This is a genomic window from Staphylococcus petrasii (genome assembly GCF_002902565.1).
Lineage (GTDB): Bacteria > Bacillota > Bacilli > Staphylococcales > Staphylococcaceae > Staphylococcus > Staphylococcus petrasii.
The window spans coordinates 1-21,207 of sequence record NZ_PPRC01000017.1 but is presented as its reverse complement, the minus strand read 5'-3'; the positions used below and the strand labels follow the sequence as shown (position 1 = coordinate 21,207).

Annotated in this window: 26 protein-coding genes and 1 pseudogene; 11 read left to right on the top strand and 16 right to left on the bottom strand. The window is 29.2% G+C overall.

Annotated elements, in window-relative coordinates:
- Positions 1-323: YSIRK-type signal peptide-containing protein (locus CD127_RS03895; protein WP_103365835.1), on the bottom strand; the 323-nt coding region annotated here is incomplete at its 3' end.
- Between the two features lie 336 nt (positions 324-659).
- Positions 660-1,262, bottom strand: a complete 603-nt coding sequence (locus CD127_RS03890; RefSeq protein ID WP_103365834.1) for a recombinase family protein — start codon at positions 1,260-1,262, stop codon at positions 660-662.
- 227 nt (positions 1,263-1,489) lie between these two features.
- On the opposite strand from CD127_RS03890, the gene CD127_RS03885 reads away from it, so the two are divergent.
- The 3 genes from CD127_RS03885 (at position 1,490) to CD127_RS12915 (ending at position 4,160) form a co-directional block, all read left to right on the top strand.
- Positions 1,490-3,646, top strand: coding sequence for a peptidase domain-containing ABC transporter (locus CD127_RS03885; protein ID WP_103365833.1), 2,157 nt, complete (start codon positions 1,490-1,492; stop codon positions 3,644-3,646).
- A 156-nt stretch (positions 3,647-3,802) separates the two neighbouring features.
- Positions 3,803-3,967, top strand: a complete 165-nt coding sequence (locus CD127_RS12620; RefSeq protein WP_160148981.1) for a hypothetical protein — start codon at positions 3,803-3,805, stop codon at positions 3,965-3,967.
- Between the two features lie 64 nt (positions 3,968-4,031).
- Positions 4,032-4,160 carry a hypothetical protein gene (locus CD127_RS12915; protein WP_257643470.1) on the top strand — a complete coding sequence of 43 codons (129 nt, stop codon included), beginning with the start codon at positions 4,032-4,034 and terminating at the stop codon, positions 4,158-4,160.
- 107 nt (positions 4,161-4,267) lie between these two features.
- Here the strand turns inward: CD127_RS12915 and CD127_RS12615 are convergent, their stop codons facing one another.
- Positions 4,268-4,516 (bottom strand): hypothetical protein, encoded by a 249-nt coding sequence (locus tag CD127_RS12615; protein ID WP_070678654.1) that lies wholly within the window; start codon positions 4,514-4,516, stop codon positions 4,268-4,270.
- Between the two features lie 111 nt (positions 4,517-4,627).
- The gene (locus CD127_RS12550; protein ID WP_002497230.1) at positions 4,628-4,729 is read right to left on the bottom strand and encodes a type I toxin-antitoxin system Fst family toxin; all 102 of its coding nucleotides are present in this window, start codon (positions 4,727-4,729) and stop codon (positions 4,628-4,630) included.
- 204 nt (positions 4,730-4,933) lie between these two features.
- On the opposite strand from CD127_RS12550, the gene CD127_RS03880 reads away from it, so the two are divergent.
- Positions 4,934-5,482: a recombinase family protein gene (locus CD127_RS03880; RefSeq protein WP_103365832.1), complete on the top strand. Its 549-nt coding sequence runs from the start codon at positions 4,934-4,936 to the stop codon at positions 5,480-5,482.
- A gap of 105 nt (positions 5,483-5,587) precedes the next feature.
- On the opposite strand, the gene CD127_RS03875 is transcribed toward CD127_RS03880, so the two are convergent.
- Positions 5,588-6,457 carry a DUF4238 domain-containing protein gene (locus CD127_RS03875; protein ID WP_103365831.1) on the bottom strand — a complete coding sequence of 290 codons (870 nt, stop codon included), beginning with the start codon at positions 6,455-6,457 and terminating at the stop codon, positions 5,588-5,590.
- Between the two features lie 198 nt (positions 6,458-6,655).
- Between CD127_RS03875 and CD127_RS03870 the strand changes: the two genes are divergently transcribed.
- The 4 genes from CD127_RS03870 (at position 6,656) to CD127_RS12610 (ending at position 9,029) form a co-directional block, all read left to right on the top strand.
- Positions 6,656-7,363, top strand: coding sequence for a hypothetical protein (locus CD127_RS03870; protein ID WP_135350977.1), 708 nt, complete (start codon positions 6,656-6,658; stop codon positions 7,361-7,363).
- A gap of 660 nt (positions 7,364-8,023) precedes the next feature.
- On the top strand, positions 8,024-8,536 hold the full coding sequence (locus tag CD127_RS03865; RefSeq protein WP_103365829.1) for a hypothetical protein: 513 nt from the start codon (positions 8,024-8,026) through the stop codon (positions 8,534-8,536).
- Positions 8,537-8,568: 32 nt separating this feature from the next.
- Entirely contained in the window at positions 8,569-8,751 is a 183-nt protein-coding gene (locus CD127_RS03860; RefSeq protein ID WP_103365828.1) for a hypothetical protein, read from the top strand.
- A 110-nt stretch (positions 8,752-8,861) separates the two neighbouring features.
- A complete protein-coding gene (locus tag CD127_RS12610; RefSeq protein ID WP_160148982.1) occupies positions 8,862-9,029 on the top strand; it encodes a hypothetical protein in 168 nt (55 codons plus the stop codon).
- Positions 9,030-9,176: 147 nt separating this feature from the next.
- Here CD127_RS12610 and CD127_RS03855 read toward each other — a convergent pair whose 3' ends face one another.
- The 8 genes from CD127_RS03855 to CD127_RS03820 all read right to left on the bottom strand — a co-directional run bounded on the left by CD127_RS03855 (position 9,177) and on the right by CD127_RS03820 (position 16,570).
- Positions 9,177-10,310: a restriction endonuclease subunit S gene (locus CD127_RS03855; RefSeq protein ID WP_103365827.1), complete on the bottom strand. Its 1,134-nt coding sequence runs from the start codon at positions 10,308-10,310 to the stop codon at positions 9,177-9,179.
- 232 nt (positions 10,311-10,542) lie between these two features.
- Positions 10,543-12,186: a mercury(II) reductase gene (merA, locus tag CD127_RS03850; RefSeq protein WP_103365826.1), complete on the bottom strand. Its 1,644-nt coding sequence runs from the start codon at positions 12,184-12,186 to the stop codon at positions 10,543-10,545.
- 181 nt (positions 12,187-12,367) lie between these two features.
- A complete protein-coding gene (locus CD127_RS03845) occupies positions 12,368-12,652 on the bottom strand; it encodes a hypothetical protein (protein WP_049415651.1) in 285 nt (94 codons plus the stop codon).
- A gap of 27 nt (positions 12,653-12,679) precedes the next feature.
- A complete protein-coding gene (gene merR / locus CD127_RS03840; protein ID WP_026867184.1) occupies positions 12,680-13,078 on the bottom strand; it encodes an Hg(II)-responsive transcriptional regulator in 399 nt (132 codons plus the stop codon).
- A gap of 11 nt (positions 13,079-13,089) precedes the next feature.
- A complete protein-coding gene (locus CD127_RS03835) occupies positions 13,090-13,302 on the bottom strand; it encodes a hypothetical protein (RefSeq protein ID WP_061815575.1) in 213 nt (70 codons plus the stop codon).
- Between the two features lie 115 nt (positions 13,303-13,417).
- Positions 13,418-13,765: an ArsR/SmtB family transcription factor gene (locus tag CD127_RS03830; protein ID WP_103365825.1), complete on the bottom strand. Its 348-nt coding sequence runs from the start codon at positions 13,763-13,765 to the stop codon at positions 13,418-13,420.
- A gap of 18 nt (positions 13,766-13,783) precedes the next feature.
- Positions 13,784-14,401: a CadD family cadmium resistance transporter gene (locus tag CD127_RS03825; protein ID WP_103365824.1), complete on the bottom strand. Its 618-nt coding sequence runs from the start codon at positions 14,399-14,401 to the stop codon at positions 13,784-13,786.
- A 246-nt stretch (positions 14,402-14,647) separates the two neighbouring features.
- A complete protein-coding gene (locus CD127_RS03820; RefSeq protein WP_103365823.1) occupies positions 14,648-16,570 on the bottom strand; it encodes a MobA/MobL family protein in 1,923 nt (640 codons plus the stop codon).
- Between the two features lie 202 nt (positions 16,571-16,772).
- On the opposite strand from CD127_RS03820, the gene CD127_RS03815 reads away from it, so the two are divergent.
- A complete protein-coding gene (locus CD127_RS03815) occupies positions 16,773-17,054 on the top strand; it encodes a hypothetical protein (RefSeq protein ID WP_103365822.1) in 282 nt (93 codons plus the stop codon).
- Positions 17,055-17,058: 4 nt separating this feature from the next.
- On the top strand, positions 17,059-17,298 hold the full coding sequence (locus CD127_RS03810) for a DUF3847 domain-containing protein (RefSeq protein WP_050215242.1): 240 nt from the start codon (positions 17,059-17,061) through the stop codon (positions 17,296-17,298).
- A gap of 224 nt (positions 17,299-17,522) precedes the next feature.
- Here the strand turns inward: CD127_RS03810 and CD127_RS03805 are convergent, their stop codons facing one another.
- Complete coding sequence (locus CD127_RS03805; protein ID WP_103365821.1) at positions 17,523-18,479, bottom strand: replication initiator protein A; 957 nt, start codon at positions 18,477-18,479, stop codon at positions 17,523-17,525.
- Positions 18,480-18,862: 383 nt separating this feature from the next.
- Here CD127_RS03805 and CD127_RS03800 point away from each other — a divergent pair, with 383 nt between their 5' ends.
- The gene (locus CD127_RS03800) at positions 18,863-19,573 is read left to right on the top strand and encodes a DUF536 domain-containing protein (protein ID WP_103365820.1); all 711 of its coding nucleotides are present in this window, start codon (positions 18,863-18,865) and stop codon (positions 19,571-19,573) included.
- A gap of 341 nt (positions 19,574-19,914) precedes the next feature.
- On the opposite strand, the pseudogene CD127_RS03795 reads toward CD127_RS03800, so the two are convergent.
- A pseudogene (locus tag CD127_RS03795) lies at positions 19,915-20,769 on the bottom strand (NO-inducible flavohemoprotein).
- Positions 20,770-20,946: 177 nt separating this feature from the next.
- Positions 20,947-21,207, bottom strand: a 261-nt coding sequence (locus CD127_RS03790) for an LPXTG cell wall anchor domain-containing protein (RefSeq protein WP_142381307.1), incomplete at its 5' end; no start/stop codon positions are given.

Sequence of the window (21,207 nt, the reverse complement as noted above, 5' to 3'; positions counted from 1 at the left end):
GAAGATGACTCTTCTGTTGGTTGTTCTGTTGTACTTTGTGTCGTTGATGTATCTGCTTTAGAATCTTGTTGTGTTGAAGGTTCGTCTGTTGTTGATGTTTCTGTTGAGGAAAGTTCACTAGCTGAATCACTATCTATAGTTCCATTGGGAGCGTCTGCAGTATTTTCAGCAGCCTGCGCTTCATAATCGGCACCAAAAATCAACGTAGCCCCTACTAATATAGATGCTGTTCCTGCAGTAAATTTTCTAATTGAGTATTTGTTTAATTTGTTTGATAAAAAATCTACTTTTTTGTTAATGGGTCCTTGTTTTCTTTTACTCACAATTTACCTCCTAATGAATAAATTAATAATCTTTCTTTGAGTAATATATATATATATACTACTAATAGCTTAATGTATTTTAGCATTTAGTACAATGTATTTTATTTTTTATAGTAAAAAAATACATTTAATCCACTAAGTTACTTCTAATGTTTTGTATTCAAGGCTAAAGAGCTTTTCCTTTTCGATACTAAGGAAATTATATCCTTCTTCTCTATCAGCTTACTTTTCATCACTGCTATTTAAATGTAACTTTTAAAAATTTATAACAACCATTTAATATTTCTGTTTCTATATTATTTCTCTTAGTATGTGTATTTAATTGGTACTATTATATTAAAAAGTGTCTCTTTTTATTCTATAAATCGTTTGTCTTGTTATATTCACTTCTTTCGCAATTTTACTAATGCCTTGGCCTTCTTCTAACATTTCTACGACACGATGATAGATAATACGTTTTTGTGGATCTTTAGCGTTGGGAGAGTATAATAAAGGTCGTCCTTTATATACACCTTTTTCTTTCGCAACTTTAATACCTTGTGCTTGTCTACGTTTACTTTCATTTCGTTCTTGTTCTGAAATCATTGCTAATATTTGAATGATTAGATCTTTCATAAATTTATCTAATAATGGATTGCCAATGACTTCATTCATCATAGGTAAACTAGTAATCATCAATTGAACTTCTTTATCCTTTAAATAATTAACGGTATGAATCACTTCATCATAATTACGACCTAAGCGATCAATCGATTCTACTACAAATCTATCGCCCATTCTCACAAAGTTAAGTGCTTCTTGAAATACGGGTCTATTTTCTACTGACTTTCCCGATTGTTTCTCTGTAAATATTTTCTCTACGCCAAATGTTTTCAAATTATCTAGCTGTCTCTCTAGATTCTGATCTATCGAAGACACTCTTGCATAACCTATAATCATTCATCTTCACTCCATAATTAATATACACCCTAATCATACGTTTGAGTTACTATAAATTCAATAACTTATTTTGTATGATTAGGGTGTACCACAAGTAGACATATAGGCAAATTTTTTTACTTTTTAGTGCTTTTAACATTATCAAAAAGATTATTTAACTTATGTTTAATACTAACTATTTATACTTATTAAAATAGAGTTAAATTTTATTGAAAGGACTCATTATGATGACTATAAAATTTATAAGACAATACGATGAAAAGGATTGTGGTCCTACTTGCCTTGCCATGATTTCACAGTTTTATGGTAAGCGTGTATCTATCCCACGTTTGCGCGAATATGCTAAGACAGATAAATTAGGTACAAATTTATATGGTCTCGTACAAGCAGGTAAAAAGATTGGTATTGAGTTAACTGGCGTAAAAGCTGATTCCTTTGATGATTTAAAACAAGCACAATTGCCAATTATGGTACATATTATTAATCAACAAGGTTATGATCACTATATTATTATTGAAAAAATAAAAAATAACACGCTTTATATTGTCGATCCTGCTAAAGGTAAATATAAGTTATCAAGTACTGAATTTGGAAAATATTGGACCAATATTGCTATATTAATTAATAAAACAGATGATTTTACTACTAATAACGAATCGCCCTCATATCTTAATATTTTTATTGATATATTTAAAAATAATTATGGTAAGTTATTATTTATTGCTTTTATCTCACTATTTATTAATGTTGTTGGTATTGTCGGAGCTCTATATTTTAAACTATTAACCGATCATATTATTCCATCCAATGTTCTTAAAAATTTACACATTATTAGTTTCGGTATTTTACTCTTATACATAATCAATACACTCATTAACTATTTAAGGTTTCAACTTATTTTACATTTAAGTTTGAAAATCGATGTTAATTTAATGAAAGATTATTTTTATCATGTTTTACATCTTCCGATGAACTTTTTTGATACACGTAGATCTGGCGAAATTCTACAACGTTTCATGGATACATCTAAAATTCGTGAAGCTTTATCCTCTTCAACGATAACGTTGTTAGTTGATACTTTCATGATTATTATCGGTGCTATATTACTTTATATGCAAAGTCCTTTGTTACTACTGATAACAATTATTTTTATACCTTGTTTTATTATTTGTAGTTATACTTTACGTAAGCCTTTTGAAAAATATAATCAAAAGGTAGCTGAAAAGGATGCTGAATTAAGTTCATATTTAATAGAATCTTTTGATGGTAGTAACACGATTAAAAGTTATCAATCTGAAGACGATCGTTACTACATAGGTACTACTAAATTTAACGGTATTATTGAAAACTTATTAAAACTGGGTAAATTTTCTAATATACAATTAACGGTTAACAACTTTTTAAAATTAACTATCAGTCTTGTTATATTGTGGCTTGGTAGTTACTTAGTCATGACAGATAGTATGACGTTAGGTAGTTTATTAGCTTTTAATGCTTTAACTATTTATTACCTTGATCCTATTGAACGTCTCATAAATATCCAACCGACACTGCAATCATCATTTGTTGCAGCACGTCGTATTGCTGAAATAACTGATTTAGAGACCGAAAATGAATTATATACTTCTGAACAACCTTATACTTTTAAAAACAATATCCGCTTTGAAAATGTAGACTTTCAGTATGGCTTTCGAAGTGTGGTATTGAAAGACATTAATTTAAATATTAAAAAAGGGCAAAAGGTTGCTATTGTTGGTGAAAGTGGTAGTGGTAAATCAACCATAGGTAAGTTACTCAATCGCTATTACACTGCTTCAGAAGGTAATATTATGATTGACAACTATAGTATTGGTGATATTGATCTTTCCGACTTACGTAAGAATATAGGATATGTTTCACAAAACACATTCCTTTTTGCTGATACAATTAAAAACAATCTTTTACATGGTAGCAATAAATACAAAAGTGATGAAGATATCGTTAAGGCTTGTCAATTAGCAGAATCACTAGATTTCATACAGAAATTCCCCGATCAGTTTAATACTATGTTAGAAAAAGAAGGAGCTAATTTATCGGGTGGACAAGCACAACGTTTATCTTTAGCACGTACATTTTTAAAAGATCCTGATATATATATTTTCGATGAAGCTACAAGTGCTTTAGATAGTTTAACTGAATACAAAATTATGGAGCATATTGACTTACTAACTCAACAGGGTAAAACCGTAATTATTATTTCACATAAGTTAAGCACTATAAAAAATGCTGATAATATCTATGTTTTAAATGAGGGTCAAGTTGCTGAAAATGGTACACATGAAAAGTTAATTCGTTTAAATGGTGTATATAAAAATTTATGGCAACTTCAAATGAAAATAGGCTAATTTTATATTAATATACGCTATTTATTAAATAGATTTAAGTTATTAAAAAAATCAATTAAAAAAGATACTCACTTAATTGTCTATTTACAGTTTTTTTACGTTCAAATGCTAAGTTATATACTGTAAGATTTAATAATTCAAAGGAGGAAACTTTCGATGAAATCATTAAATATTACTGAACTTAAAGCAATCAACGGTGGCGAAGTAAACGACGCGAGACGTAACGGTGAAAAAACAGGTAACTTTGCAAGAGAAACTAAAAACTTTATTAAAGATATTGGCGAAACTATCTCTCCTTTCTTACCATTCAAACAAGGTTAATAAATATAATTAAATTTACAATGTACTACGATAGTTATAAATAGACTTGAAGGAGGACTACATTATGAGAGAATTAGATGTAAAGGAATTAGAAACAATCAATGGCGGTTGGTGGTCTAAAGAAGACATCGGAGGATTTTGGAACGGTGTAAAATGTGGTTGGACTGACGGTGAAAACTGTAGCTACAAATAAATAAAATTAATTTAATAAATCTTGTGTATTTATAAAGAATCACTAGCAATAATGTTAGTGGTTCTTTATTTTTTAAGTCTTTTAACCTATTATATTAACCACGATGACTATCCAAATCCACAAATTACCATTAAGCCTATACAAACAACAGCTTTTTTAAATGTTCTCTCTTTAACTAATTGATAAATTTCATTACACTTTTCTCCTCTTTTTTCTAACGTATTCTTTTCATTGAGTAATTGCTTTATAGTTAGTTTCAGCAGTATTAACAAGCTCTTGTTGACTATACCATTTGCTTTCAACTTCTTTTCCAAACTGATAACTTTTAGATTAGTAATCAATAAACTATTTTGCATTCTTCTACTAACCAGTGTTATAATTTACTTAACAAAGTTATCAAGTATAATACACCAATCCCCTCACTACTTCCGATAGTGAGGGGATTTTTTAGGTGTGGCTATAGTCGCCTATTTTTTCTTATCGTTGCGATTGCGTAGCCAATGCGCAAATAATGCGACGATACAACCACTCGCTGCTGTGGTCATGATGTGAACAAAGTTATCAAGCATAATTACACCTCCTCTCTGCGTCTTAATTGACGCCTGAGAGATAGGCGACCTGTATATTATATCATCTCTTAATATGCGATAATAGTTAACTTCCGATAAGTCATTTTACGTCTATATAAATATCAAAAAGCAAGAATAATAAACTTGATTTTAGTAAAATATAGATAACTTCAAATTTTAATATATCCTAAAGGAGATAATTTAATGTCTAAAATTGGTTATATTCGTCATCTACCTAAAAGTGAATCAATCGATTTACAGTTACTTAAACTTAGAAGTTATGGCTGTAATTGTATATTTATTGAAAGTGAAGATAAAAATATCGAAGAACTTGATGAATTAAGTAACTGTTTAAATTTTTTAAAGAAGGGTGACACACTAGTCGTCAATAATCTCCAACATTTAGGTAAAACACCTAAAGAATTTGTTCTTTTTTCTCAATGGTTACTAACGAAAAATATTAAATTAGATATAGTAGATATGAAGATATCTACTAGTGATGAAAATACTAAAGATATGTTTTATTCTATTTTGTATGCTATTAATGAAAATGAATCCACCTTAGCAAGCGAACGAACAAAACTAGGATTAAAAACCACAAGAGCTAGAGGCCGTAATGGAGGAAGACCTTCAATATCTAATGAGGTCAAAAACCAAATTAAAGAGTTATACAGAGAAAAAAACCTTACAGTTTCTGAAATTGCTAAAAAAGTAGGTGTCAGTACTTCGACTGTTTATAGAACAATTAAATAAAATACACTTCACTATATAATACTGTCTAATAGAAATATATTAATTATCAGTATATAAAGAAACTCGTGTCAAAAAAATAAGAAAAAAAGATAATTATGCTAAATATTAATGATCAAGGTTATTTTTTTTATTCAGTACATTTAGGTTATTTACATGCGGATAGCTCCATCTCCAGTTTTTATTATTAAAACGATTGTCTATATATTCTAGTTGTTTGTCACTAAAATCTTCGTTTGAAATTATATAATAGTTTCCAGTATTAATTGTAGCCTCATTTAAATATCTTGTTTTATTAGATGTTAATATTACTTGTAAACCTTTTGAACTGTTTATGCTATCGTGTTGAAATACTATACAAATTCTTGGTGCAATAGGTAACATTATTTGTTTCCAATTATCAGTTCCAATTACTGGATTATCACTTGTTAATAAATTCTCCATACTTATTGCTATATGAAAATTCATATTATTAGTTTTTCTAAAATTTTTTAATATTCTTTCTAGTTTATTCCCTTGTTTAAAAACCTTATTGAACCTATTTATTTTTTCTTTATTTTCTTTTTTCTCTATTTCTTTTAAATCAAGTGGTTCTTTTCTTGGTTCATAAGAAAACATATTTTCAAATAAATTAACAAAAAGAATTCTTCCAGCATCTGTACGTAAATATTGTAACCATAAATATTGAAATAATTCTTGTTGGTCTTCTTCTGATACTGAAAGTTTATTTGTCATACAGTTTTTTATAATATCATCGATGATAGGTTCTATTTTTGATTCATACTTTCCTAATTTATGTTCTAAAACATTATCAACTTGATTATCACTTTCATAGGTGTAATTTGAGGCGCATATTTTTTCATAATTCATGTACGCTTTTTTATCACCTTTTCTTATATATACAAAGACTTTTTTGTCATCGTTAGCAAAATGTTTTAAAAGACATCTTGGATAGTAATGTTGTTTTTTTGTAACCATAGCAACACCTCATATTATTTATCTTGTATTTTTTGTATTCTTAAACTATATAATGTGAACAATAAAATAATAATATTATTTTTTTCATTTCTAATTATACATATATTTGTTGTATTTAAACCAACACTAAAACATAATAAATCAAATCCAAAACGTGAAAAAGCATTAAAACTAGTATTAAACACTGTAACAGGTCGAATGGACGCAGCATTTAGTCCATTACACGTTCCAAACACAATACTATCGTTAAGACTTATAGGACAAGCAGTTTTACTTAAAATGGTAGAACTAGCGACAAAAGAGGGAGCACGTGTAATTGCGGTGAATACTGATGGTATTTATTGCACGGGAAACTTTAATTCACAAAATGTCATTAATAAGATCAAACTATTATTTAATCTTGATTTAGAAGAAGAAAAATACAAACGAGTCGCAATTTCAACGACAAATTATGCAGTATTACAAAAAGAAGATGGCACAATTAAAAGAAGAGGCAATTTAAGTAATTTTAATTATCGTAATACACAAGTATACCCAAAAGCAATAACAAATGCAGTGGTAAACCAATTAATATACGATATACCAGTGGAACAAACAATAAATAATAACACCAATAAATGGGATTTTGCTCAAATGGTTAAAGTTAGTAATAATAGTGTGCTAAGAGATGAAAATGGACAAACGTATCAACGTGTTAACCGAATTATAGCAACCAACAAGGGTGTATCTGGTCTCACTAGCACTGAAAAATCAAAAAAAGGCTTAAAAAAAGCACCAAATGTACCACCAAATGAAATATATACAATATGCAATGATATAAAAAGCATACAAAATTTAAATCAATCAATAATTAACAAACAATATTATATTAATAAAGCCAATGAACTAGTAAAGGACTTCACATAAATTTGTGAAGTCCTTTACTTTGTTCCATCTGTGCCAAATATTATGGATTTTTGGCAAAAGACTACAATATCAGTATTTGTAAGCGCTTTCACAAAAATTATAGGTATTTTAAAATAACTATTGGTACCTACTCTCCCAAGAGTTTTCCAATTTTCCAATAATTTTACCATAAAATAAAACTTTACATAAAAGACTGGTACCATTGTATTGGTGTATTATTACACTTACGGGAAAGGGGGTTTGTATATATTAGTATATATATGCAAAATGATTTGGTTATGAAAATAAGGATTTAAAAAAATTGCTCATTTTTGGCACAGTCTTTTAAACTTCTTCTCTCTCAACGGGTATAGCTGTGACAAGTATTTTTGGCACAAATAAAGGGTTTTTGTTTTTTTGTTATATTTTGTGTAATATGTAAAATGTCAGAATTTTCTTTCTATACTGTTTTTTATGCGTTTTTTGTATTATTTACATAATAAAAGATTATGGGTAGTCACTTTGTATAACTCATACATTCTTCTTGAAAATGTTTTGGAAATTGAAAATAAATTAAATACAGTTTGGAACTATGATATAACATTTAAGAAATATTCACTATATTTACGTAATAATTTGATAATCTAAAATTAATTAAATAAATTAAAAGGAGTCTCAGTTATGAAACATAACATTCTATCAAAAGTAATTTTAAGTACTGCGATTGTAACAGGTTCTGTGGCTGCTCCATTTGTAATTTCTGATCATAATCAAACGCATGCAGCAGAAAAGCAAGAAGGTATAGGCAAATTAAGTCAAAAAAATGAAAGCACACTACATTTATCAGTCAATAAAAATATAAAGGGTACAGTTAGTTCAAACGGCGAATTAACTTTATCTGATGGTAAAGAAACAAAGCAAATGCCTACAAATGCTACTGATAAAAATGGTAATGAGGTTGTACTAGCATATAAAAAATCTGGAGATGGATTTGATGTACAAGTAATTAAATCATCTCAAGAAAGAAAGACTAATTGGGGTAAATGTGCACTAGGCACAGCCGGTGGTGCAGGAACTGGTGGTTTAGGTGGAGCTAGTGCTGGTTCAGTAGTTCCTGCTTTAGGTACAGCAGCTGGTGCTGTTATTGGAGGCGTATCCGGAGCAGCAACTGGTGCTGCGGCTTCATGCTTCTAGTCAATTTAATTCCTATTTAAGGAGTTGATTATATGAAAGATTCAATATTTTGGAAGAAATCTTTTATTCCTGTTTATTTTATAGTTGCACTTTTAGCATTTTTACTATTTAAATTTTATATTCAAACTGATAATTTCTTAGTATATTTATTGGTAGCTTTTGTTGTCATTTTAGGGTTAGCATCTATAATTTATAACTCAAATACAAACAGGTGACGAAAGAACTTTATTATTTAGTATTTATGAATTTGAACTTAGTGGCTAGCAATTAGCCACTTATTTTTTTCGCAGAAAATAACCTAAGGGGCTTTGGTCGTAAGGATTATGTGGATTTAATTAAAGATGTGTATGGTATAGATTGCTTACAACAATGGAAGTCTATACAAAAACGTGGTGTTAAAGGCTATGATTATTTAAATGCTATGAATGTTTTGTATGAGCTTGAGGATTATTATATAAGAATGTATGTACAACCTTTAGAGTTTGAAGATTAAACGTAAAAAAAGAGGTGACTATTTGCAGTCACCTCTTTTTTGAGTTCCACGACATTTGCAAAATGTCGTAACGGTTAAAATCATGTTTCAAAAAATTTTTTAGTATCTTATATTTTTAAGTCTTTACATAATAGGACTTTATCAGTATTAGATAAACATTCTTTGTAGTAAGCCTTGTTTACGTTGTTTTAAATAATCTAATTTTAAAGTTTTATTATCTATCAGTTTATCGATGTTTAATATAAAATGACCAATCTTCTTTTGTTCATCGTTGCTTGTTGGTATTAGTATTTTTTCTTTAGAATAATCTTTGTAATATAAATGTGGTATAGTGCTACCAATAATAAACTTTCTAAAGTTAAGTAATTTCATTCGATAATATAAAAATTGAATATCTACATTATTTGCTTGTATATACCCCATAGTGCCTATTACTGATGACTTACCAGCTCTTAAATTTAACCGTCCAGCTCCAGCCCCGTCTTTTAGAATAGAAATATATGGTTCTTCCATATCATATTGTAAATCTTTTCCAATTTCTTGAATTGCGTCATATACTGGATAACCTTTAGAGTTGTTGCTTTCATTGTACTGATTAGAACTTTTTTTAGAACTAATATAATTTGTTATGTTCTTTAAAGTTGTTTCTTCCCAATCAGGATAATCATTTCCATTTTCATCCTTAAATTTCAATTGTTGTGAAAAAATCTTTTGCATATACCCGCGCTTTTGTTGCTCTAAAAGTTCAAGTTTCTCTTCTTCTAACTCAATTTGGCGGTCGAGTTTGCTAAAGAAATCACCAATTTTTTCTTGTTCCTCAATTGAACCTTTATATAATCTAATATTTTTAACTAACTCCCAATCAGCACGTGGCATTTTTGAGCCGACTGACTTATTAGCTACACTACTAAATCTATTTGTTTGTATAAAATAGTAAAGAAATTTATTAGATAGACTCTTTTTATTTAACGTATTTAGCACCCATATTTCTGATGAACATACTCCATCTATTTGTGAATAATAGTATTTATTTAAATAAGGTCTTAGTTTACTATACAAGACATTTCCTTTATTAAAGCTATTTTTTTGACTTGTGAACTGATTCGACATGTATGTATTAAGAATGCGACCTGTATTTTGCTCGATGCTATCTAATTCTATATCCTTTGTAGGATCTTCTATTTGTGGATTAAATTTTTTACTTTTATTTGTAACTAGTTCGTTAAATAAGTCATATTTCCAGTCTTCTTTAAAATCTTTAAATCTTAAACATGGATTCATTTCTTATGTATGCTCCTTTAAACTAATTTATTATAGTTATTACTAATTAACAATTGATTTAGGGGTACCGCCAACATTTCGGAAATTTTGTACGTTAAGGGAATTTCAACCTAAAAAAGTCGAATTCCTGTACGCTAAGGAACCGACTTTTTTAGATTGGCTTTCTCAATTATAGCCACCGGATAGTTTGAGTGTATTTTCTTCACATAGTTAAGCTACTATAAATAAGAGCTTACCCTGCACAACAAGATAATTTTGATACATCTTTATCAAATGTAAGTGCAGCTAATTTTAATCCTTCTGCCATTGTTAAATATGGTGCAAGGATTTCTTTTAAATCATCTACGGTTAAACCAAACTTAACGGCTAAAGTCGCTGCATAAATCACTTCACCTGCATTTTCAGATACAACATGAACCCCTAACATTTTCAATGTTTTCGAATCAGCAATAAGCTTAAAAACACCTGTTGTTTCATGATTTACTATAGCTCTTGGAACAGCATCTAAAGGCAATACGGAGGTTTTGACCTCATAGCCTTTTTCTTTTGCTTGTTCTTCTGTTAAGCCTACTGTTGCTACCCCTGGATTTGTAAATGTCACGCCGGGAACCACTGATAAATCTAGTTTTTTATTTAATCCACCGATTGCATTATCGGCAACAATTCCACCTTCATATGCTGCTAGATAGACAAATTGAGGCCCTAATGTAACATCTCCTGCCGCATAAATCTTTTCGTTACTTGTTCTAGCATAATCATTTATCAGTATTTCTTTTCGTTTTCCGACTTTAACCCCAGCTGCATTTAAATTCAACGTATCCGTATTTGGTTTTCTTCCTGTTGCAACAAACAGCTGCTCTGATTCAATCACTTTTTTCTTGCCATCTACTGTAACATGAACCTTCTTTATCTCTCCAGATTGTTCTACACGCTCAAAAGTTGCCCCTTTTACAAGGTTTATTCCTTGTTCAATTAAAGCTTTTTCTACTACTTCAGAAATCTCTGGGTCATACTCTTTTAACAGTCGCTCACTTCTTTGCATAAGCGTTACTTCTGAACCTAAGTTATGAAACAATTGGCCAAGCTCCATTCCGATATATCCTGAACCGATCACCGTTAATCGTTTAGGTACCTTTTTTATTTCAAGGAGCGTTGTACTTGTTAAATACTCCACTTCTTCAAGTCCTGAAATCGGCGGGAGAGAAGGAGATGCACCCGTTGCAATTAAAAAGCGTTTTGCGGAAAGTTTCTCTCCATTGACTTCAACCGTCTGTTCATCAGTAAATTTTGCTTCACCTACAATTAAGTCAATTCCATATTCATCAATTAGATCCACATATTTTTGATTGCGAAGCTCACTCACTAATTCATCTTTTTGCTTGATTAAGGGTGCTAATTCCACTTCTCCAGCAGATGTTTGTAATCCCGTAAATGGATTTACTTTTGCTAAATGATTAATTTCTCCAGCCCTAAGAAGTGTTTTTGATGGAACACAGCCAATGTTTACACATGTTCCGCCAACGGTTCCACGCTCAATCATGGCTACTTTTGCCCCGTATTCAATCGCTTTGATCGCAGCTGAAAAAGCCGAACCACCGGAACCAATGATAAGTAAGTCATAATCGCCTTCATTACCTAACACCACATTTTCTTGTGATGATATTTCTTCTATTTCTCCAGGTTGATATTTCGCCTCATCAATAGCCTTTTTTGCACTTTCAATCCCAATATCATCGGGTAATTCAAATAATACTTCACCGTGACGAAAACTAGCTTCTACATTCTTGGCACCAATATTTTCAAGTGCAACTGCTACATGTTCTTCACAACCCATACAAGTCATGCCACTAACTTTCATACTGATTTTCTTAGTCATTTTTTAACACTCCTTTTAATTATCGAAATATGCCACCCGGACCAATCCCCCAATAATAAGAAATATAAATTCCTGAAATTAAAATAACAATGTTGGTTCCATTGGATATTCCACATGCTGAGAGGCTTACAATAATGAGAGCTGATAATAAAATCTTTTAAAGAACAATATTGATTTCAAATCACTCCCCCCCTTTTTCTTCTGTTTCACTGAATTTATAATGGCAACAATCCGACTGACATGTATTACGACTACCTCTTCTTTTTACCAACATAATCAGTCCGACAATTAACAAAACAGAACCAAATATCCAAACTTGTTTTCCTATTAAGAAAGCACCCATAGAACTCAATCCAATTGCAATTAAAAGGATTGGTAAAGCGCAACATAGAACCAACAATGCTGGTATTCCTAAAAACAATAATTTATCATTATCCTTTACATTTTTTCGCTTTTGTACAGTCAATTTACATCACCTGCTAAAAAGTTGATTTTAACCCTCAAACATTTTCTCAATAATAGGGCAAGAATATAAATATTCTTCATTCGGACAACATTCTTTTAAATCATTCAACATATTCTCAACACGCATTAAATCTCTAATTTGTTGTTGTACTTCATCAACTTTTTGAGAAACGAACTCATACATATCCGAACACCGCACATCATCCTTATCTACAACACCAAGCAACTTGTGGATTTCACTTAAAGAAAAACCAAGCTCTTGCATCCGTTTAATAAACCATACACGCTTAACATCATCATCTGAATATATCCGATAACCAGCTTTCGTTCGGGAAGGTTCTTGTAATAAATTTTTTTGTTCGTAATATCTAATCGTCTCTTTATTTACCCCACATTTTTCTGCAAATGCAGTAATACGATAACTCACATAGTTCACCTCTAAATAATAATAAACCGCGTACCATAGTACGCGGTCAAGTATAATACATTCGTTAATTCTGCACCGCATGGCTTTGTATAGCGGACATAATGGTATAAATCATCAAATAAGTCTTTTTTAGCCTGTTTATCGCTCATATTGAATACTTCGTGTACATTAAGTCCTTTTTCTTCTAATCTCTTTAAAATCACGCCGAAAACGAATGTGTTCATGTGTTATCACTCCATTATTTTTTAATATTCACATGAACACTAAAACACCGACGTGTCGGTGTTTAATAATATTTTCTTTAAACCAAAGTTCAAGAAGAAACTCGTTTCACTCGTTTCAAAAACCCTTCTGATTTTTAGAGAAAAACTCTCTTATTTCATCGTCTTTAATAAAATAATATGCCATCTTTCCCTTTTTATAAAAATCAAGTACATCATTTTTATATAAAAGTCTTAAATGATGTGAAGTTGAAGCAACACTCATTTTCAATATCAAAGAAATATCACAAACACACAACTCATCTTCTTTAATCAAAGATAATATAATTTTCAATTTCTTCTCATCACAAATCTTTTCTAAAATGTTAAGTAATTTCTTAGATTTATCATCTTCTAAAAAACTTAAGGCATTGTTAACTTTATCCTCATGTACACAGATCACATCACAAGCATTTTTATAGTTCATATAAAATCACACCCTAAATTAAAATATAAATCCTAAAATTGTTTGAATAGTGTCATTTTCTATAATGATAAATAAACCTAAAGCTATATAAATAACAGCCATAATCCAACGACCAAATTTCTCAACAATTTCTCCAACTCCTGGAATATTAGCCAATTTTTGTGCAGTAAATACCAAGACGAAAATTAAAATTAAAAAGACAAACAAAGTAATTAATAAATTAGTAACACTTAATGTCACAAAATAGGGAACAAATAAACCAATATTATCAGCGCCACAACTTGCTATCGTAACAATTGCAATCGTACCAACTAATTTAGACAATCCTTTTTCATTCAATTCTTTTTTAGCTCTCTCTTCTCCGTCACTATCACCATAAATAGCCACTTTAATTCCTAAATAAATCGGTATTAACCCTAATAATCCTAATATCCATTTTTCAGGAACATAATTTAAGACAAAGGCAAAGAATAAACTTATGACAATCAATGCCACAGATCCTACATATTGACCAATATAAATATCTCGATATTCTTTCCTAGTCTTTGCTCTAGCAAAGAACATTAATAAAATCACTAATAAGTCTAATGCTGTCGCAATATAAAGAACAGCAGCAGTTACAATAGTCTGAATCATAATTACACCTCATTCAAAAATATTTTTGAATATATTATAACTTATTTTTTTTAATAATCATAGGTGCTTTATTCCAATTGCTTTATTGACGTTGAGCCACGGAACTTTTAACAAACTCAAAAAATAGTCGAATGGTTGGCATATAATCATGAATTTTAAATGTTTTCTTTAAACCAAAGTTAATGTATCACATTGGTTCATTTTCTTATTACTAAAGAATGGACTTTGTATAATTTCAACGGCCTGCTATCTTCTTATTTGGTTATTTCTATCTTGTTTCTTCTTCTTTTTCTTATGATTAATATTGTTTTGTTTTTCAGTTTCATTCGCATAATACATAAGGAAGTCACTAGCGTTTATAGTTGGTAAATGAATATGATTAGATTGTTCATTTTCATGTTCATTATGATTGTCATGATCATTTCTATCCACTTGATTAATATGTTTTTCGATAACTTCTTTTTGATCGACATTGTTATATTTCTCAAGTTTGATAAGTAATTGAACTTTCTCATTAGGTGTTTGGTCTTTGACTTTTTCAAAGTTTTTATCGCCTATATCTATTCTTAAATCATCATCAATATGTTCTCTATAACTATCAATTTCTTTTTCTTTTTCCTTAATAAATTGCAACTCAACATTATATTCAAAGCTATCTTTTTTTAAGTGTTTAAGATGTCTTTCACTAAAGAAAATATCCTTACTTGCTTTTTTATAAGTATCTTCTAGCAATATATCAGTAGGAATATTGTTGTTTTGTTTAAATAGATATTGAACATTAGACGCTTTAATAATGTTACCTTTTTGTGCCTCCTCAACAATAAATGCTTTTTCATCTTTACTAAATTGTTTATGAGAATTAGGGTACATTTGCTGAACAATTATACTATTTTTCTCACTTTCAGTAAGGTAAACATCTTTAGCTGATTGATAAATTTCTTTACGTTTTTCTTCTCTACTTTCTAATTTATTCTTTTCATTGAGTAACTCTTTAAAGTTAGATTTAACAGTATTAATGAACTCTTGTTGACTATATCCTTTATTTTCAACTTCTCTTCTAAATTGATAATTAGTATCATAATTATCTGCATAGAATTTTAATTGACTTCTCTTAATTTCATTTTTGAGTAAGTCATTTTGAATTTTACGACCAAAAGTAGACGCACTATCAAACGTATTTTTAATTGTTTCTTTTGCCTCTGAATAGCCAACATCATGTTTATATCTATCAAATAAAATAGAATAACTTTGTTCATTTTTGCTTACTTGATCGTTAGCATTTTGAATAAATAATCTAATTTCATTTTGTGCTTGTTCTTTCTCTTTATCACTAAATAATTGTGATACTTCGCCACGATTATATCTTCTAATTTGTTCATTTTTCTGTCCATAATAAGTAACAGGTTGGTACTCGATACCCTCTTTTTCACAGCGTTTTTTTTCGTTTTGTTCTAATCTATATTCTTCTCTTGTAAGTGGAATTTCTGCGATTTTTTCTAAACCTTGCGCTTCAAAAGAACGACTATCATATCGTCTTAAGCTTTGTTCACGTTCTGAGTATTGATTTAATTTTAATTCCCAATGCTTACGAACTTCTTTGAAATCAAAGTCGGCAAAACGTTCTTGTTTTCTAACTTTATTACCATTTTTATTTAAAATCGCATTGCTATTTTCATCATATTGCGTTCTCGTTTTTGTCTTTTTCCCCCAAGTACCATCTGAATTAAAAGGTCTTTGAGTAAGTAAAACATGGGCGTGTGGGTTGTTCATATCATCTCTATGAATCGAAATATCAGCAACCATTCCTTTGTCTACAAACTCACTTTTTATAAAATCTTTTGTTAATTCAGTTTGTACTTCTCTATCAAAATCATTAGGCAAACTTAACAAGACTTCTTTTGCTAATCTAGGGTTATTTGTTTTTGCATTATGCTTTTCAACTTTATCAACTTCATTCCACAAACGCTGTCTATCTTTAGTCCATTCGGGTGCATTTTGAGGAGTTAAAATCATGCTTTCAGGTTTAACTATATGATTTCTAAACTTAATTTTTTCATCTGTACGTTCACTATATAATGCTTCATCAGAACGATATGACGCTGATGCAACAATATTTTTAGTTGCTCGATTAATGTTAGTCACTCTCAACATAAAGTAACCTTTCTCCATGATTTTACTCCTCTCTTTTTTGAATTTAAACCCCTGTGGGAACTATAACGATCAACCAGTATGGTTGCCCATTTTTATGCCAATTTCTAATTTGCATGTAAATGGGCAGTGTCTTAAGAACTGGTTATATTATACCATGAATGTGCGACTTACCCAATGAATTATGATATGCTTTATATAGATAAACTAAGGGAGTTTTTTAATGTCTAAAATCAAACAAACCGATATTGCAAAATTAAGTCAATTAGAACAACAAATTGAACAACTGAAAGAACAAAAGAAAAAACAAGAAGCACAACTATCTCATAAAATTGGTGGTTATTTTTTAAACAAACTTGATTTAAATATGATTAACTCTAGTGATGAATTGTATAAAATCATGGATAAAGTCATTGAAGAATTTAATCAAGATATCGAACAAAATGGCAGTAACAGGAACAATGAAAATTTAAAAGAAAACGAAATTAATCAGAATAGTAAGTGATAAGATGAATGATTTTAAAAATCTCAAAAAAACAAATGCTGCAATTGAAAAAGCTGAATTAAGAAAACATAGATTAAAAAATTTAGATCGAAAAGAAAGAGCGCATAGACTTATTCGAAAAGGCGCAATACTTGAAAAATATTTTGAATGTGAACATTTAAGTCTAGATGAAACAGAAGAATTGTTAAAGATGTATTCCAAATACATTAATACGAATAAGCCAAATAAATTTAAAAAGAAGTAATTTATCATGCTTACAAATACTTGGGTTCCACTAAAAAGAAAAAATTGCTGATAGTAGTAACAATGAATAATAATTGTTTATAAAAATGGGACTAAAACTTTTCGCTTTTAGTCCCACTTACTTAATTAATTACATTTCATTGAAAATAAAGTTCGCTTACAGTTAAGAGAACATCTAATTAAAGATATTTTCTAATTGGATCATTGTTGGCTTATTAAGTTGTATTATTGATTAAATAAAGAAGTGATTGGTAAATTATCACGTCGTTTATTAAGCGTATGTACTTCTGCAAATTCAGATTTAAGAGATTTCATTAAGTACCCTTGCATTGCTTCAACGGTTTCATTTTTTTGAATTAATGTAGCTTTAAAACGCTTAAGAACACTAACAATTTCAAATTCCATATCTTCTAATAAATAATATGCATCAATAGAATTGTTGAAGGATGTTTTGGCTTTTAATAACACAGATTTAATAAGTTTAATTTCAGATACAGAAAAGTTATTTAAATAAGTTTGAATACTTTGTGGTAGTTCTTCAAGTAATTGAAATTTTAAAGCTTCATCATTGAATTTTGAATAGTAGTGATTTGAATGATTTGTATGATTACTAGAATATGTTGTTTTCTTATCATTCATATCATACGTATCATTACTATTAGTCTTAATATAATCAGTGTCATTATAATCAGTATCATTAGGGTCTAAAATTTGGGATTCTGGAGTCCCAAATTTTGAGATTCTGGAATCCCAAAATTCGGGATTCTGGAGTCCCAAGTTTTGGGACTCCTTGTTATCATAGGTTTCAGATGAATTTTGAATATTTTTTTCTACACTAATATTTGTTTCTATATCATGTAAATATAATTTATTAGGTCTATTAAAGCCTGTACGGATTTGTTCAAGTAATCCTACTTCTTGAAGTTCTTTTTTTATTTTTGTAATTGTATTTTTACTTTTATCTAATATATTCTGGAGGCTTTCATTTGTAAAAATGAAATATATATCCCCATTATCATCAATCCAATTATTTTTAATTGATAAACTAACTCTATCATTGAGAATTGCATAAGTGACTTTGGCACTATCACTTAATTTTTTATATTTTTCATTAACAAATAAAGCCTTATGTAGCATATAAAAATTTTGACTAGCTTGATTTTTAATATTTTTACGAGACATAATAAAAACCTCTTTCCAATTAAATTTGAATAGAGGTAATAAAACATTACAAATCCACATAACTTTTTGACTTGCAAACTGTCGATATTGTTGTATATAATACATATATCAAATTAAATAGCTAACGTATTGTAACATTTTATTACCGAGTCCCAACTATTACCAGTAGTTGGGACTTAAACGTATTATCAACATTATATCACTAAAGAAGAACACATAAAAGATATTATAGATTTATTAAAAACCCTTTACAAACTCTTGATAACAATAACATAAAGAGTTTGTAAAGGGTTTTTAAAGTCATAGATAGATACTGATATAACAACATTTATGATAAGATTTACTGTAAAGGGTTGATGAAGTTTTTATAAAGGGTTGATGATATGAAGAGTGTAAAAGAATTAAGCAAAGAATTGGAAGTTAGTAAACAAACTATATTTAATAATATAAAAAGGTTGAACATAGAAACGATAAAAAAGGATAATACTTCATTTATTAAAAATGATATTGATGTTGAAAAGATAATTCAAAGAGTAACTCATAATAAAAAAAAATATGGATTTGAAGATACTAGCACTAATTCAGAAAAAGTTAAAAAGGATAATTCACACAAAGAATCTAAACATAATGTTCAAATAATTGAACTGCTTGAAAAGCAAATAGACACTTTAAATAAACAACTGGAAAAACAAGAAAAGCGTCATGAAGAGACAATAGAATTTTATAGGAAAGAATTGCAAGAAAGGTCAAAATTACTTGAAAATCAACAAGTATTAACATTAGAAAGTAACAAAAAAATACAAAGGTTGGAGTCTGAGTTAGAAGAAGAAAGACAACTTAATTATTCTGCTAATAAGAGACAGGACTTTGAAGTTCAAGAAACAAGGGATAATACGGATTCCATAGAGATCGATTCAGATAACCAAGAAGAAAAAATAGTTTCTCAGTTCAGTGATGCGAGTAAAGATAAAAACGAGTATAAGCAACAAAATAGTGAATTGACAAAAGACGATAAATTAGATGATCAAAAAGAAGATATGATAAATGAAATTCATTCTAAAAAAAGTTTTTGGAGACGATTATTCGGTAATTAAAAATGAATATAAAAGGTGTATCAAGGGTTTATAAACCCTTGATACACCTTTTACAGTGACTCAAACTTCTGATAATCATCGATTATGTTAACTGTAATATAAGGATAAATACTTTTAAGTCATTGTTTATCTTTTTCTTTTTTAGAAGATTATATTATCTATTTTTTTAAAGTTAAATACTTAAGTCCTAATGCAGATACACTATAAACTAATATTCCTTGTAAGAATATTTTAAACAAAGATTTATGTGATGTAAAAAATAGAAACTAACATAATTACTATATAGAATAAAAATTTTAAAGATTTAGAGGTCAATTTCATCTTCAAACCTTCTTTATATTTTAAATTTGTACACTAAGACGTGGTACGAATGTTTCAAAGTGAATACTGTTTATATCGTAATTCAAACTTTTTAATGTGTATATTATTGATTGTAAGAAATCTGTCCCACCATAAATATAAACTTTGGATTGGTCTTTTAAATATTCTTTTAATCTTTTAGCAAATGGACATTCTTTCTCTCTGTTGACTACTTGAATTAGCTGATATTTGTCTATATTTTCTATTGAAAAGCCATCAACTGAAGCATATAAATGGATTATGCCACCTTCTTTTATTTATCGTGTCAAACTGTAGATACTTTACCTTCATGATCAGCTGTTACATCGCGCTTCCTACCGATACTAAGTGAGTATTGTCTTCATCAACAATTGAGTAATGACGTTTAGCTCTATATAGTAGATTTTCACTAGAAACATCCACTGTAATATATTGTCCTGGTTCAAATTGACTTAAATCGTAGTCATTAGATTCAACTGTAAAAGATTTAATATCTATTGCTTCTTTTCTAATTTGATAAAGACATTAGCAATATCATCATAGACTTTAACCAATATTTGAATAACTGGATTAGTTTTTTCTAAGAAAGTAAGTTGTCTCCTACAATTGGATAATGTTCAGGATACATATGTAATGTACAGTGTTTATATGCAATAAGCCCAATAGCTTCTAATTGATTAATATTCATTACAGCAGCTAATACAGTTTATGCCAATGCTGAAGATTGCATACCTTTTTTTGTTCGTTTTGTTAAACATATTTAATAATTCAGAATGTGTTCTAAACATTTTTGAATAAAAAATAGAAGTAATCTTAGTACCTTTATCTTTTAATAATATTTTGTTTTTGTTTTGCAATCATAATTATTAATTTTGGCTTTGTTGTTTATTTCTATTAATAATTTTTCTTTTATATTCAAAATCCATAGTTTCCTTCTTAGTTATTCTATCAATCTATATCATAGTATTTAAAATAAAACCAGGCCATGAAAGGCCTGGTTTTAAATTTAACTGTGTAAATATGAAGTCTACTTATTATTTTTCTTCATTATTTTTGTTTTTACGACGTTTACCAATTAAGAATAATCCTCCAAGTGTGGCGAATAGTGAACCAAATAATGTGCCATTATTTGAAAGATCATTACCAGTATCTGGTAATTCTTTATCATTTGCTTTACCTGCTTTGTCGTTATGATCTTTATTGGCATTTGAGTCAGAGTCGCTGTCTGAATCAGAGTCACTATCAGAGTCAGAGTCGCTATCTGAATCAGAGTCGCTGTCTGAATCAGAGTCGCT